Raw genomic sequence first — 14,339 nt, 5'->3', positions numbered from 1 at the left:
AAATGACCGATTTTACCGCGATCGATCTGTTGGGTTTTAATGGCAGCACTTTCTAAATTGGCTAGGATCGATTTAGCTTCTTCTAGAAATGTCGTTCCAGCTTGGGTGAGTTGTTGAATGCGATTATTTTTCCGATCGAATAGCTTGACATCTAGCCTTTTTTCAAGCATCTGAATTTGCTGGCTTAGAGGTGGTTGTGCCATCTGCAATTTTTCAGCGGCGCGATTGATATTCAGTTCCTCCGCTACTGCAATGAAGTACCTCAAATGATAAAGTTCGATCGCACCGATAGCTTTAAGCGCGTCCATAAAGTTAGTAATATATTGTTTACATTGAGTATGACAGAGAAATTGGGTATTTATTTCTTGAGAAACCTCCGCTAGGATGTTGTCAACAGTATTACTTACTAGCGATCGCAGAGGTTGATTTATGCAAACGGGATCGATACGACGGGTGGCGATTGTGGGTGGTACGCATGGTAATGAGTTAACTGGCGTTTATCTAGTCGATAAGTTCGATCGATTTCCAGAGTTACTACAGCGGGATAGTTTTGAGTGTATGACTTTAATTGCCAATCATCAAGCAGTGACGGCAAATAGACGCTATATCGATCGAGATTTAAATCGGAGTTTCGATAATGGAGACTTAGTAAATCTAGAGTTGACTAGTTATGAAGAAAAGCGTGCTAAAGAAATTGCATCTCAATTAACTAATGTCGATCTTATCATCGATCTGCATAGTTCTACATCAAATATGGGGCTAACAATTTTACCCTCTAGTAGACATCCATTTAATTTACAATTGGCTACTTATTTAAGTCAACTGCATCCCGATGTACGCGTTTGTTATGTAGCTAACTCCAATGCTAGCGATCCCATGCTGCGATCTCTCGTGCCATTAGGTTGTACGATTGAGGTTGGCGCAGTGGCACAGGGAATTCTCAATGCCGATCTGTTTAAGAAAACCGAGATGTTGGTTTGCGCCTGTTTAGATTACATCGATGCAGTAAATCAAGGTAAATCGCTGCCAATTCCAGCTAATTTGACTGTATATCAGACGCTATTATCTGTCGATTATCCGCGTAATTCAGCCGGAGCATTACAGGCGATGATCCATCCCCAACTCCAGTTTCAAGATTATCAGCCGCTACATCCTGGCGATCCGATGTTTATGACATTTACTGGTGAGACGATTCCTTACGCTGGCGAAACTACGGTTTTTCCGATCTTTATTAATGAGGCTGCTTATTATGAGAAAGGCATTGCCATGACTTTAACCGATCGACAACAGTTGCAGGTGGAAAATATTTAAATTGCATCAAAGTCATAAAATTATAAAGTTGGCTCAATTCAAATTTAGGCGTTGCTGAATTTAAGTATGATCCGTAGATCTTGCCCTCACCCTGTCTTGGTGCGCTAAACCCAACAATCACAACAACCCCCTTAAAATGTTGGGTTTCATTCTTCAATGTTGGGTTTCATTCTTTAACCCAACCTACGGAAAAAAGATTCACTTTTTACTTCTTACTACTTACCCCATCTCCAATGAATCGCCAACAATTCCCAGCCTTAGCGAATAAAGCCTACTTTAACTATGGCGGACAAGGGCCGATGCCACAAGCCGCTCTAGACGCGATTGTAGCCACCTACACGCAGATTCAATCGCAAGGGCCATTCGGACTCAAAACTAGCGATTTGGTGGCGAGAGAGTCAAATTTGACCCGTCAGACGATCGCAGCAGAACTCGGTGTAACTAAAGACTCGATCGCTTTGACAGAAAATGTCACGGCTGGCTGTAATATTGCTTTATGGGGTCTAAATTGGCAACCTGGCGATCGCATCCTGTTATCTGACTGCGAACATCCGGGGGTAATTGCGAGTATTAACGAGATCTGTCGGCGGTTTCAAGTCACGGTCGATTTGTTTCCGCTGTTAGCGACGCTCAATACTGGCGATCCTGTCGCTGTCATTACCGCACAGCTCAAACCACAAACGCGATTAGTCGTCCTTAGTCACGTTTTATGGAATACTGGACAAGTATTACCGCTAGCAGAAATCGCAGCAGGAATCCGGCAATATCCGCAGGTAAATCGACCGATTCGGATTTTAGTAGATGCCGCTCAATCTGTTGGTTTATTACCGTTGAATTTAGCTAAATTGGGAATAGATTTCTACGCATTTACGGGACATAAATGGTGGTGTGGGCCAGAAGGAGTGGGCGGTTTATATATCCATCCCAATGCTTTGAGTAATTTAGATCCGACATTTATCGGTTGGCGCAGTCTCGATTACAGCAAACCAGATTTACCCATTATTAATGATGCTCGTCGTTATGAAGTTGCCACCTCTGCTTATCCCCTATATGCTGGATTGCGGGCGGCAATTGCCACTCATCAAGCTTGGGGAAGTGCGATCGAGCGGACTAGTAAGATTGTGAATTTAGCTACTTATTTATGGGAGAATTTACAACAAGTATCAAAGATTAAATGTCTGAGCGATACCGCGCCCCAGTCGGGATTAGTATCTTTTCAGGTAGTCACAGGACACCACGCTCGGTTAGTTAAAGATTTGGAAGATCGAAATTTTTATTTACGAACGATCGTCGATCCTGACTGCATTCGCGCTTGTACTCATTACTTTACATCCACAACGGAAATTGATGAATTAATTCAATGTTTGCGTAAGCTAATTAATTAAATATCGGAACCTCCCCTATGTCAGATCGGACGATTTATATTGCCATCACCAACCACGGTTTCGGACATGCAGCCAGAACGGCGGCGATCGCCGGAAAGCTACAAAAGCTGTTACCATCGGTAAAATTAATTCTGGTGACTACAGCTCCGCGATGGTTGTTGGAGTGCTATATCAATGGTGATTTTATCTACCGCCAGCGCGGGTTTGATGTTGGGGTGGTGCAAGCTGATAGTCTCAAAATGGATCTAGATGCGACACTAGTTAAATGGCAAAATATTATCGCTAGTAAAGACGAGATAATTGCTGAAGAGGTGGCGTTTTGTCAAGAGCAGGGCGTAAGTTTAGTATTTGGAGATCTCCCACCATTAGCCACTTTAATCGCTGAAAAATTAGGCGTTCCCTGCTGGATGTCGGGGAATTTTGGCTGGGATTTTATCTATCGAGATTGGGGCACAGAATTTCGGGCGATTGCCGATTGGATTGGCGACTGCTATCAGCAATGCGATCGATTATTTCGCGTTCCATTACATGAGTCGATGGATCGCTTTCCCGTAATTGAAGATGTCGGCTTGACTGGCGGCGATCCTAAATATCCGTTGGACAAAATCCGCGACAAGTTTAATTTAACCCAACCTAAAGAGCGCACGATTTTACTGACATTTGGCGGCTTGAGCCTCGATGCAATTCCCTATCACAATATCGATCGATTTTCCGATTATCAATTTATCACGCTCGATGCCCATGCTCCAGATTTACCGAACTTAGTTAAAGCTTTAGATCGCGCGTACCGTCCGGTCGATTTTATGCCATTGTGCGATCGAGTCGTCTCCAAACCAGGCTATTCTACATACGCAGAAGCATTAAAACTCCAAATCCCGATTGTTTCGCTTACCCGCTCTGGCTTCGCCGAATCCGAAATTATCCTCAATGGAATGCAAGATTATGGCTATCACCAAGTAATTAGTCCCAATCTGTTTTTCGCTGACAATTGGGATTTTCTCAATTTGCCATTACAACCGCCAAGATTGCAGGCGAAATTAGCCACCGATGGCAACCACGCGATCGCAACTGCCATTATTAATTACTTTGGTGCCCAGTAGATCGATAGTCGATCGCATCATCCGCACGATCTCAAATCTGCCAGCAATTATCATTTGAAAACTCTCGCACTATTTTATCGCTTCAATCTTGACGACAGAATGCGGATTTGGGCAGTTTTATTTTTAAAAACCAGCATCAGATCCGATCTCAATTTTCATAATGAGAATAGCTGCAAATCTTCACGATCGACCAACAAGTTAGGTAATCTTTGGTAAAATGTCGATCGGACTACTCCATCCCATCGCCGTTTCCCACCCATGCCCGATCTCATTACTACCTCAGCATCGATGCCGTCGGAAGTCGTCGAGTTGCAGGAAAAATTTACAACTAGCAACCCGAAAAATCAGTTACAGATGCTCCCGCAGATAATTGCATCGGGACTTCCTGGAATCGAAGTTCTCGTTGCATGGCTCCAACAACAGCGGGGAACTAAGCAAACAGTCGTGATGGGGGCGGTATATCAGGCATTGTATTCTAGCGAGTCAACCGCAGCGCAGGAATATCTCGATCGCGAATTACCAACCGGACTCATTCCCCTCGCATCGAGTTTGGGTGTAGACTATACCCAGCTTCAGCAATTACTAGCCAGACAAGAATTTGAAGCTGCCGATAAGCTCACTACCGAAAAGTTGTGCGAACTAGCTGGTGCCGCGGCAGTAAAACGCAAGTGGATCTATTTTACCGAAGTCACGCAGTTACCGACGATCGATCTCCACACAATCGATGCTTTATGGCTGCTACATTCTGAAGGTAAATTCGGTTTCTCCATCCAGCGCGAAATGTGGGTGGGGATGAATAAAAATTGGGATAAATTCTGGCCGAAAATTGGCTGGAAGGAGGGTAATAACTGGACGCGATACCCTGGCTCGTTTACATGGAATTTGACCGCTCCTAGAGGTCATTTGCCCCTATCCAATCAACTGCGAGGCGTTCGGGTTATTTCTTCGTTACTTTCCCATCCAGCTTGGGAAAAAGTGGATGTTTAAATTTGGTGTCGATCGAGATATCGCAATCCTAGATAGTTTTCTCATTTGCCAGCACTTAAATATAGATCGAATCAACCGCAGAGACGCAGATGGCGCAGAGAAAGCCAAAGAGAGCATAGTTTATCATTTAGGATTGTTAGATGAGATCGACATTTGAAAGCTCCTCTGCTAGACATTTATGGATAATATTACTTGAATAAAACAAATACATCCAAGTCAACCCATACAACATCATTACCCAAAATAGAAATATGATTAACTTGTCTGGAAATTTCAATTGCAGACAAATTGTAAATATTGCTAGTAAAGATGTCACCAGCAGGCTAGTATTGATATAACGAATGGATAATTGCATCGTGAGATCGAGCATAGTCCGATCTCGACTCATTGATGGCTCAATGGTAATTTGAGTTGTTAAAGGTACCATTTTTGCGCCATAAGGCCCATCCAAACAAGCAATATTGCCATCCCATCGTACCTTTAACTTATAATAAGGAGCGAACGGATTCCAGCGATTGCCGCGCACGATCCCTACCGTTGCAAGTTTCGCAAAAACATGGCAGACTGAATCGATAGATAATGGAATTAATAGACTCGATCGTTTGTAATAATGTTTTTGAATAGCCGAAATAATATTCATATAATTTAGATGGGGATCTTCTTTGGCTCCGTAAAATCTTTAGAGCTAGTAGATAGATATCTACAGATACTCTAAGTATTCCCCCTATTCCCTATCCCCTATCCCCTATTCCCTCAATTGATATAATCGCACGATCGTCATGCGAATAATGCATAATGTTTAACTTTTTTGTAGCGATCGAGACAAATAAAATTCGCAAATCTGCCTAGCCTAATATACACTCAGGATTATTGTAGCTATAGGCAGCATTGGCATGGCAAAACGGTTAGTCACGATCGGCAATGGGATGGTCGGTCATCGGTTCTTAGAGCAGATGGCAACAAAAAGTGCAGATTGGGAACTAATCTGCTTTTGTGAAGAGCCACGGGTAGCTTACGACCGAGTTAATCTCAGCGGTTATTTTGCAGGGAAGACAGCCGCAGATCTCTCCCTCGTGGAACCGAATTTTTATCAAGAAAATAGCATCGAGGTACATGTCGGCGATAAGGCAGTTAGTATCGATCGAGCCAATAAGACGGTAACTTCAGCTAAAGGAGTAAAGATCGATTACGATAAGCTCGTGCTGGCGACTGGTTCTTATCCCTTCGTACCGCCGATAAAAGGTAACGATTTACCCGGTACGTTCGTCTATCGGACGATTTGCGATTTAGAGGCGACGGAAGCTTATGCCAAAGATTGTAAAGTCGGTGTCGTCGTCGGTGGTGGCTTGCTCGGTTTAGAATGTGCCAATGCACTGCAAAACTTAGGACTCAAGACGCATGTAGTCGAGTTTATGCCCCGATTGATGCCCGTACAGGTGGATGATGCAGGCGGCGCGGTATTGCGTCAGAAGATTGAAGATTTAGGCATCGGCATTCATACAGGCAAATCGACGACGGAGATTGTCGCCGATGAAAATGGACGCGTCTGTAAAATGTTATTTGCCGATGGTACCGAATTAGAAACAGATATCATCGTTTTCTCGGCGGGGATTCGCCCTCAAGATGAGCTGGCGCGTCAGTGCGAGCTAAAAATTGGCGATCGGGGCGGCATCGCGATCGACGACAATTGTCAAACATCCGATCCCGATATTTATGCGATCGGTGAATGTGCTTTATATAATAACCAAATTTTCGGTTTAGTCGCACCGGGCTATCGGATGGCAGAAGTCGCCGCAGACAGGCTCTGTGGCAGCGAAGCTAATAATTTTACGGGCGCAGACATGTCCACCAAATTGAAGCTGTTGGGCATCGATGTAGCCAGCTTTGGAGATGCATTTGGCAAGACGACTGGCTCGAAAGTAATTGCGATCGACGATGCTGTCTCTGGTATATATAAAAAGTTGGTCGTCAATGAAGACGGTACTCGTTTATTAGGTGGAATTTTAGTCGGCGATGCCACCGTTTACGGTACATTGCTCCAACTGATGCAAAATCAGATGGCTCTTCCACCCCATCCCGAAGATCTGATTTTACCGCCTCGCAGTGGTGCGTCGATGGCAATGGGTGTAGACCAATTCCCCGATACCGCCCAAATTTGCTCTTGTAATAACGTCACCAAAGGCCAAATTTGCACCGCGATTCAAGAGCAGGAACTTCGCGATATCGGTAGCGTTAAATCCTGTACTAATGCCGGAACGGGTTGCGGCGGTTGCGTTCCATTAGTTACCGACTTACTCAAAGCCGAACTCAAAAAAGCTGGCATCGCCGTTAATAATAACCTGTGCGAACACTTTGCCTTCTCCCGTCAGGAATTATATAGCCTAGTGCGATCGCAAGATATCCACACCTTCCAACAACTCCTCGATCGACATGGTACCGGACGCGGCTGTGAAATTTGCAAACCAGCCGTCGGTTCGATTCTCGCTTCCGCCTGGAACGACCAAATTCTCGATGCACCTCATGTCGCCTTACAAGATACTAACGATGCCTTCCTCGCCAATATTCAACGCGATGGCACCTACTCAGTTATTCCCCGCATTCCTGGCGGTGAAATTACCCCCGAAAAATTAATCGTCCTCGGACAAGTCGCCAAAGATTTTGGACTCTACACCAAAATAACGGGCGCGCAACGCATCGATTTACTTGGCGCGCGGGTAGACCAACTGCCCCTAATTTGGCAGCGTCTGGTGGCTGCTGGCTTTGAATCCGGGCACGCCTACGGCAAAGCTCTCCGTACCGTTAAATCTTGCGTCGGGAGCACCTGGTGTCGATTTGGCGTACAAGATTCGGTTAGCCTCGCGATCGAGGTAGAATTACGCTATCGCGGACTCCGCGCCCCCCACAAATTCAAATCCGCAGTTTCTGGCTGTACCCGCGAATGCGCCGAAGCCCAAAGCAAAGATTTCGGCATTATCGCCACCGAAAAAGGTTGGAACCTCTACGTCTGCGGTAACGGCGGAATGAAACCCCAACACGCGCAACTGCTCGCTGCTGATTTAGATAAAGAAACCTTAATTCGCTATGTGGACAGGTTCCTGATGTTCTACATCCGCACAGCCAACCGTTTAGAACGCACGGCAACGTGGTTTAATAAACTCGAAGGCGGGATGGAATATCTGCAAAATGTGATTATTCATGATTCCCTCGGTATCGCTGAGGAACTCGAAGCAGAAATGAATCATCAAGTCGCCACCTACGCCTGCGAGTGGGATGTCACCCTCAAAGATCCCGTCAAACTCCAACGCTTCCAACACTTCGTCAACAGCAACGCACCCGATCCCAATATCGTTGTCGTCGAAGAACGCGGACAAAAACGCCCAGTCTACGAACATGAGCGACAATTACTGGCGATCGATCGTTAGATAATGATTCGGTACGCTTAAATCTTGGATCGAGATACTAGTAAATTTGTTTCGATTCAAGATTTCAGGTTAGTCAATCTAAAAATGATGAAACGTTATTTAGCACTAACGATCGGTTACATATTACTATTGCCAGCATTCACCGGAGTGGCTGCATCCCAGCCGCAACCAGACAGCTTTGCACGGTGGTGCGAACGGAAGCTAACTGTTTCAGCAGATACTAGGCACACGATCGAGACAATGCTAAAAGTAGCATATACTAACGATTGTCAATTAGCCGATCGTCAGCTTAGAAAGATCGAGGAACTTGCTCTCGGCAATCGCAAAATAGTTAATTTGCAGCCATTAGCCAGTCTTCCTAACTTGAAGCGGCTCTGGCTGAGGAATAATCAAATTGTCGATCTCCAACCACTCGCCAGTCTCACTGCCCTAACCGATCTTAACCTCAATGGCAATCGGATTGTCGATCTCAAGCCACTAGCTAGTCTCACTAACTTGACCTATCTCCATCTTACTGGTAACGAGATTGTCGATGTTAAACCATTAACTGGCTTGACTAAATTAACTTCACTATCGCTGATGTTTAATCGAGTTATCGATATTCAACCATTAGCTAAGTTAATTAATTTAACATATCTCCCCCTCGACAGTAATAAGATCGTGGATGTGAAACCACTGACTAGTTTGAACAAACTGATTTTTCTTTGGATCGGAGACAATCAAATCGTCGATGTAAAACCATTGGCTAGTTTGAATAACTTAAACTACCTGACGCTCGACAAAAATAAAATTGTCGATCTCGATCCGATCGCTAGCTTAACTAACTTAAATGGTCTATCTTTAAATGATAATCAAATTGTCAATGTGAAACCACTAGCTGGTCTAACTATTTTGAAAAGTCTTTCACTTGAAGGAAATCAGATTGTTGAGATCGAGCCGCTAGCTCGTTTAAATAAATTAGCTTATCTCTCACTTGCTAGAAATAAAATTATCAAGATCGAGCCACTATCCGGTCTCAATAATCTAAATAATCTTTTCCTTGACAATAATCAAATTACTGATGTCAGACCGCTATCTAGCTTAACGAAACTGACCGAACTCAATCTTAAAAGCAATCGACTTAGCATTAAAACTTGCCCGGTAGATTTAGAATATACCTGTGAGTTCTAAATATATTTAGCAAAAGTTGTCACCCTGAAAAAATCTAAACTCTTAATTTTTCAAATGTCGCAAACAGAATCAATTAACTCAACAACCCAACAGTGGACTACGATTTGTCCAGTAGAACGTATTTTACCAAACACAGGCGTTTGTGCATTAGTAAACGATCGCCAAATTGCTGTATTTAGAGTCGGTGAAGGTAATGATGTTTATGCGATCGATAATTACGATCCGTTTAGTAAAGCATACGTTTTATCGAGAGGTATTGTCGGAGATCGTAATGGTACTCCCAAAGTTGCCTCGCCAATTTACAAGCAAAACTTCAGTCTGTTAACAGGTGAATGTCTGGACGATTCAAGGATAAAAGTCGATACTTTTTCCGCTCGAATTGTTGATGGACAAGTTCAGGTTGGTGTTTGATAAATTGAGATAATTGCTGCTAGTCTTAGTTCGGCGGAAAATCGAGACACACCTGTAATCGTCAGGATTCAAAACAATCTAAAGTTTCGATCGAAACCGTCTTTAATTTTACTCTCCTTTGACTTCAGCCTTAGAAAAAGAAATATTGCTGACTTCGCCTGTGTCTTTAAGAATCTTCTGGGCGATAATTTCATTCGTCGGTGCCAGAATAGCAAAATGGTCGCTACCCTCGATTTCAGTAAAATGAATAGTGGGGTTTTCGAGGCTTTAGCCATTTCTCTCAGCGAATCGATATTGCCACTAGTACCCTCAAATACCCAAACAGGAGAGCGAATTGAAGATAGCCAATATCCTGGCGATCTCAATTCAACTTCCTGTCGATTTCCAATATTAAATGGTAAAAAACCAGAATCAGATCCATAACCAGAAACATCAGCAACCGGACCAAAAGAAAAGACACCCCGAAACCGATTGGAAGATTCAGCAACAAGTAAAACTAAAGTGCCTCCCGTGCTATGTCCGCCCAAATAAATTCGTTTTGGATCGACATAATCTTGTTTTTCCAGATATTTTACGGCGGCTAATATATCATCAACCTCGCCGAGAAAACCTTCTTTAATACCTGGATTATCGTTACCACCACGTAAAGAAGGAAACATCATCACAATTCCGGCTTGACGAAAAGCGGCTGCTGTTTGGTCATTTTTTCTCGATGCTGGAGACCAAACATTACCAATTGAGTTACAGTCGCCGCCAGTAATCCAAATAATCGCTGGCTGTTTTTTTCCATTGCCAGGATTCGGCGAAATATAAGCTGCTAATTCACCGCTGGCAGCAGGGTATTTAATAGTTTTAAAGATAGCCACAGGAGCCTTTACAACTGGCTCTATATCGCTTTTCTGCGTTAATAAAGTAGTTTTAAAAGCCTGTCGAGCTTCATTTAATGACGAAAATTTATCGGATTGTGTCTGTTGGGGCGCGCAGCCTACAACGAGAAAAAGTAGCAGCACGACCGCCGAATTTGATTTCATAAAGGTAAGAGTTATCCGATTTGCGATGCCAGATCTATTAACTCAAATATGCCCAAATCGATGTCGATGCCACCATGTCAGCAATTTTGCGATTTAATCTGACTCCTCACTACCGATTAGCAAGATGAGAGTGGCAATACAGGCAAAAAAGGCACCGACGGTAAAGGTAAAGCCAGAACCGATCGTATACCAACACCAGCCCGCAATTAAATTGGCTACCAACAGCGTTATGCCGATACTGAGATTAAACAGACTAAACGCCGTACCGCGTCTAGAAGGCTCTACAGCCCGATCGATTAAATCGATGAGCAAACCTTGAATCATGGCTAAATGGAGTCCGTACAGACCAAATAAACACCAAATCTGGACATTTGTGGTTACCACTGCCAGTCCGAAGTAGACGATGACATGGAGCAAAAAGCCCATTAGCAGCAGGCGAACTTTAATAACCCGATTGACGATCGCGCTAATGGGATAGGAAACCAGGGCGTAGACTAAATTCATAATAATCAGCCCGACGGGAATCAATGCTGGGGTAATATTGATTTCGATCGAGCGCATTAGTAAAAATGCATCGCTGGAGTTGCCCAGATTGAAGAAAATCGCAACGGTAAGCAGCAGCCAATATTCCCCTCCCAGCCTGGTTAAATCTCGTAAATAAATGGGGTTGTAACTCGGCGTTAATGGCTCTGGCTGGTATTTCTGGCGAGCGGGAGCATTCGATTCGCGGGAGTAGAAGTCGTCGCCGCCAGCCAGCAATCCTGTCATTTCCGCAGGCATCATCAATAATTTTGTTTGCTTTTGGACTGGTTTCACAGCTACCATCAATACTGCTAGTCCCATACAACTAGGGACGATCGCGCCAGAAAACACGAGTTGGTAGTTATTTTGGGTGAAAAATAAAATCGCCCCAGCAATAATCGAACCAATACAAGCTCCCGCAATTAGTAACGATCTACGAAGACGATAAGCTCGCGATCGCATTTCTGTAGAGGTAATATCTGCCATCAAAGCTTTGCGGGGAGCGACACTAATCCCCTGTCCGAACCGATCGCCAAATTGCGAGAGAATAATCGATGGTGGATCGAATGCGATCGGCAGCCAAGTTCGCGCGATCGTGGAAATACCATAGCCGATGACAGCTAGTCCCTTTTGCATTCCCAAAAAGTCACTTAATCCCCCCGAAAATACGCGCATAATTGCCACTGTAGCAGCAGCGACACCTTCGATCTCGCCAATGGTCAAGGCTCCACCTTGCAATTTTAATAATACGAAAATTGGTAATACCGAACGAATCATTTCCGCACTAATGTCGGCAAGTAGGCTGGCAATACTCAAAATCCATACATGGTGCGGTAGCCGTTGGCGGAGCCTCTGTTTGGGAGCATCGAGTGTCATAAAATAGGGTGAAAATGAAGGGTAAAGGTTTAGAGGCGTTGCCTTGTAGCTCAACGTAGCGTAGCGTCTCCGTAAGGAGAAGGGGTAAAGAGTCATATTCCCTTTACCCAGATGGCACCGTGATTTTGCGGAAATGTGTTTATTTTTGAGGGACGATTTTGCCTTCTTTAACTAACACCTTATAAATCAAAGCTGCCGCATCAGCGCGGGTAGCTTTCTGAACTGGTTTGAGCAGATTGGCTGTTTCATCATCGATCGCTAATCCAGCATCGATCGCTGCTGCCATTTTGGGTCGCGTGTAGTCTGGCATTTGTTTATTGTCAGGATACTTACTCAATACCGTATCGACGCTAGTTGGTACTGCTAACTGCAATCCTTTAGCTAGGGAAATTTGTAATTGATAGCGAGGAATCGGTTGATTCGGTGCGAATTTATCGGCCGAATAGCCAGTCATAAAGCCGAGTTGTACGGATTTATCGACCGCTTCTTTGCGGGGATAATCGGTGGGAATATCCTTAAACTTCGATACAGCGGTAGAAGTTGGTTTATCGGCAAATGCACGATCGAGCATTTTGGCATATTCACCTCTAGTAATCTCCTGGTTCGGGTCGAATTTACCCGTCCCGAAATCTTCAAGAATGCCGCGTTTTTTTAATTCGGTAATGTATGTTTCGCCCCAAAATTGATTGGGAACGTCGGTAAATGCGGGTGTTTTGGTAACAGGGATGACGACAGGAACGACGGCGGGTAATACTGTCGCCACGGGAGCCGTGGTTTCGGCTGGAACTTCGACCGTTTTGACGATCGGTTTGGCAGGCACCTTTATTGTCGGATTGGGAACGACTGTCGGCTGTCGATCTCTACTAAAATCTGCTAACGTACTTCTGTCTTGACCGATCTTGGTATCGGCACCAGTTAATAAGCCAATTTGACGATTGGGTCGATCGCTCCCCAGGCTATCGATCCCAGATTGAAACATCGGTTGGTACTTTTGACCGATCCCCCAAAAGAAAATCGTACCGATTCCTGCCAAGGCTACCCCAATCGCAATTAATTCATCTGCTGTCAACCGACGGCGACGATTGGGATTGGGAGTAGGAGTAGGTGAATTAGTCATGTTTTTGCCTGATTATCTAGATTTATCCATGCCAACAGATCGAAATCCGCTCTCTCGTTTACAATCGATTGAGTCAGCAATTTTAGCGATGGTTAATATCCATTCTTTAGAGTTCTACCGCAAATTAGTAGATCTTCTCGATTTTCCAAAGGAGAGGCTCGCAGGAACAACGATCTGATGCGAGATCCACAAATTGGTAGTTATCGTTTTAAGAATGGATACAACTAAAAATCGCCCAGCTTTGATTTTAGTTAGGATTATCGCATTATTTGACTTTAGTTACAAAAATGTTGAGTATTTAGTCTTAATTTGGCAATTCATTAGCAGGTAGCCATTGCGTTGCTAATAAGATTGACTGAATCTGTGTCTGGATTGCTACCGGATCGCAATCGGCATCGATCCTGACGATTCGATCTGGATAGATATTTGCTAACTCTTGATAGCCGCGTCTGACACGTTGGTGAAAATCGATCGCCGCTCGTTCCATTCGATCGGGTTTTCCCCGTACTAAAACGCGTTCTAGACCGATACTCACATCTAAATCTAACCATAATGTCAAATCGCTTTGCAAGCCACCTGTAGCGATTTGATTGACCTTTTCGATCTCCAAGAGATCGAACCCACGTCCGTAACCTTGATAGGCGATGGTTGAATCGGTAAATCGATCGCACAATACCCAATCGCCGCGATCGAGATGGGGTTTAATTAGCGATTCTACATGTTGAGCGCGATCGGCTCCATACAATAATAATTCCGTCCGATAGCTGACCTCACTATCTAGATCGTCTAGCAACAATTGGCGAATCTGTTGTCCTAGCTTCGTCCCACCCGGTTCGCGCGTAACGATTACCGATCGTCTGTCTTGGTACCAGCTTTTGAGCCACTCTGCTGTCTGTTGAAGCTGGGTTGTTTTGCCCGCTCCTTCAACTCCTTCAAATACGATCAATTTACCACTCATGTTCGGACAAGATTTAGCTGGATATTTACTACAAATTAGTAAACTAATC

General features: G+C 44.3%; 13 protein-coding genes. 7 read left to right on the top strand and 6 right to left on the bottom strand.

Annotation, left to right across the window (positions count from 1 at the left end; translation table 11 throughout):
• Positions 1 to 281, bottom strand: a 281-nt coding sequence (locus RMO79_RS05180) for a LysR family transcriptional regulator (protein ID WP_396136528.1), incomplete at its 3' end; no start/stop codon positions are given.
• A 148-nt stretch (positions 282 to 429) separates the two neighbouring features.
• Between RMO79_RS05180 and RMO79_RS05175 the strand changes: the two genes are divergently transcribed.
• The 4 genes from RMO79_RS05175 (at position 430) to RMO79_RS05160 (ending at position 4,783) form a co-directional block, all read left to right on the top strand.
• A complete protein-coding gene (locus RMO79_RS05175) occupies positions 430 to 1,311 on the top strand; it encodes an aspartoacylase (RefSeq protein WP_310481987.1) in 882 nt (293 codons plus the stop codon).
• Between the two features lie 233 nt (positions 1,312 to 1,544).
• The gene (locus tag RMO79_RS05170) at positions 1,545 to 2,696 is read left to right on the top strand and encodes an aminotransferase class V-fold PLP-dependent enzyme (protein ID WP_310481986.1); all 1,152 of its coding nucleotides are present in this window, start codon (positions 1,545 to 1,547) and stop codon (positions 2,694 to 2,696) included.
• Positions 2,697 to 2,713: 17 nt separating this feature from the next.
• Entirely contained in the window at positions 2,714 to 3,796 is a 1,083-nt protein-coding gene (locus tag RMO79_RS05165; RefSeq protein ID WP_310481985.1) for a glycosyl transferase, read from the top strand.
• 258 nt (positions 3,797 to 4,054) lie between these two features.
• A complete protein-coding gene (locus RMO79_RS05160) occupies positions 4,055 to 4,783 on the top strand; it encodes a GUN4 N-terminal ARM-like repeat domain-containing protein (RefSeq protein ID WP_310481984.1) in 729 nt (242 codons plus the stop codon).
• Between the two features lie 136 nt (positions 4,784 to 4,919).
• Here the strand turns inward: RMO79_RS05160 and RMO79_RS05155 are convergent, their stop codons facing one another.
• The gene (locus RMO79_RS05155; protein WP_310481983.1) at positions 4,920 to 5,423 is read right to left on the bottom strand and encodes a hypothetical protein; all 504 of its coding nucleotides are present in this window, start codon (positions 5,421 to 5,423) and stop codon (positions 4,920 to 4,922) included.
• Between the two features lie 253 nt (positions 5,424 to 5,676).
• Here RMO79_RS05155 and nirB point away from each other — a divergent pair, with 253 nt between their 5' ends.
• The 3 genes from nirB (at position 5,677) to nirD (ending at position 9,786) form a co-directional block, all read left to right on the top strand.
• Positions 5,677 to 8,205, top strand: coding sequence for a nitrite reductase large subunit NirB (gene nirB / locus RMO79_RS05150; protein WP_310481982.1), 2,529 nt, complete (start codon positions 5,677 to 5,679; stop codon positions 8,203 to 8,205).
• Positions 8,206 to 8,289: 84 nt separating this feature from the next.
• A complete protein-coding gene (locus RMO79_RS05145) occupies positions 8,290 to 9,375 on the top strand; it encodes a leucine-rich repeat domain-containing protein (RefSeq protein ID WP_310481981.1) in 1,086 nt (361 codons plus the stop codon).
• A gap of 54 nt (positions 9,376 to 9,429) precedes the next feature.
• On the top strand, positions 9,430 to 9,786 hold the full coding sequence (nirD, locus tag RMO79_RS05140) for a nitrite reductase small subunit NirD (protein WP_310481980.1): 357 nt from the start codon (positions 9,430 to 9,432) through the stop codon (positions 9,784 to 9,786).
• Between the two features lie 68 nt (positions 9,787 to 9,854).
• On the opposite strand, the gene RMO79_RS05135 is transcribed toward nirD, so the two are convergent.
• From RMO79_RS05135 to tmk, 4 genes are all read right to left on the bottom strand, one after another.
• On the bottom strand, positions 9,855 to 10,817 hold the full coding sequence (locus tag RMO79_RS05135) for a prolyl oligopeptidase family serine peptidase (RefSeq protein WP_310481979.1): 963 nt from the start codon (positions 10,815 to 10,817) through the stop codon (positions 9,855 to 9,857).
• Between the two features lie 93 nt (positions 10,818 to 10,910).
• Positions 10,911 to 12,215: an MFS transporter gene (locus tag RMO79_RS05130; RefSeq protein WP_310481978.1), complete on the bottom strand. Its 1,305-nt coding sequence runs from the start codon at positions 12,213 to 12,215 to the stop codon at positions 10,911 to 10,913.
• A gap of 139 nt (positions 12,216 to 12,354) precedes the next feature.
• Positions 12,355 to 13,332, bottom strand: coding sequence for an S-layer homology domain-containing protein (locus RMO79_RS05125; RefSeq protein WP_310481977.1), 978 nt, complete (start codon positions 13,330 to 13,332; stop codon positions 12,355 to 12,357).
• Between the two features lie 304 nt (positions 13,333 to 13,636).
• Positions 13,637 to 14,339, bottom strand: a 703-nt coding sequence (tmk, locus tag RMO79_RS05120) for a dTMP kinase (protein WP_396136527.1), incomplete at its 5' end; no start/stop codon positions are given.

Source organism: Chamaesiphon sp. VAR_48_metabat_403 (assembly GCF_031422475.1).
Classification (GTDB): Bacteria; Cyanobacteriota; Cyanobacteriia; order Cyanobacteriales; family Chamaesiphonaceae; genus Chamaesiphon.
Note: the sequence above shows the minus strand (reverse complement) of the source record. Positions and strands in the feature narration are given on the sequence as shown.

Coding starts and splice junctions, on each gene's coding strand:
- RMO79_RS05175 (WP_310481987.1), top strand. CDS start 430: ATGCAAACGGGATCGATACGACGGGTGGCGATTGTGGGTGGTACGCAT.
- RMO79_RS05170 (WP_310481986.1), top strand. CDS start 1,545: ATGAATCGCCAACAATTCCCAGCCTTAGCGAATAAAGCCTACTTTAAC.
- RMO79_RS05165 (WP_310481985.1), top strand. CDS start 2,714: ATGTCAGATCGGACGATTTATATTGCCATCACCAACCACGGTTTCGGA.
- RMO79_RS05160 (WP_310481984.1), top strand. CDS start 4,055: ATGCCCGATCTCATTACTACCTCAGCATCGATGCCGTCGGAAGTCGTC.
- RMO79_RS05155 (WP_310481983.1), bottom strand. CDS start 5,423: ATGAATATTATTTCGGCTATTCAAAAACATTATTACAAACGATCGAGT.
- nirB (WP_310481982.1), top strand. CDS start 5,677: ATGGCAAAACGGTTAGTCACGATCGGCAATGGGATGGTCGGTCATCGG.
- RMO79_RS05145 (WP_310481981.1), top strand. CDS start 8,290: ATGATGAAACGTTATTTAGCACTAACGATCGGTTACATATTACTATTG.
- nirD (WP_310481980.1), top strand. CDS start 9,430: ATGTCGCAAACAGAATCAATTAACTCAACAACCCAACAGTGGACTACG.
- RMO79_RS05135 (WP_310481979.1), bottom strand. CDS start 10,817: ATGAAATCAAATTCGGCGGTCGTGCTGCTACTTTTTCTCGTTGTAGGC.
- RMO79_RS05130 (WP_310481978.1), bottom strand. CDS start 12,215: ATGACACTCGATGCTCCCAAACAGAGGCTCCGCCAACGGCTACCGCAC.
- RMO79_RS05125 (WP_310481977.1), bottom strand. CDS start 13,332: ATGACTAATTCACCTACTCCTACTCCCAATCCCAATCGTCGCCGTCGG.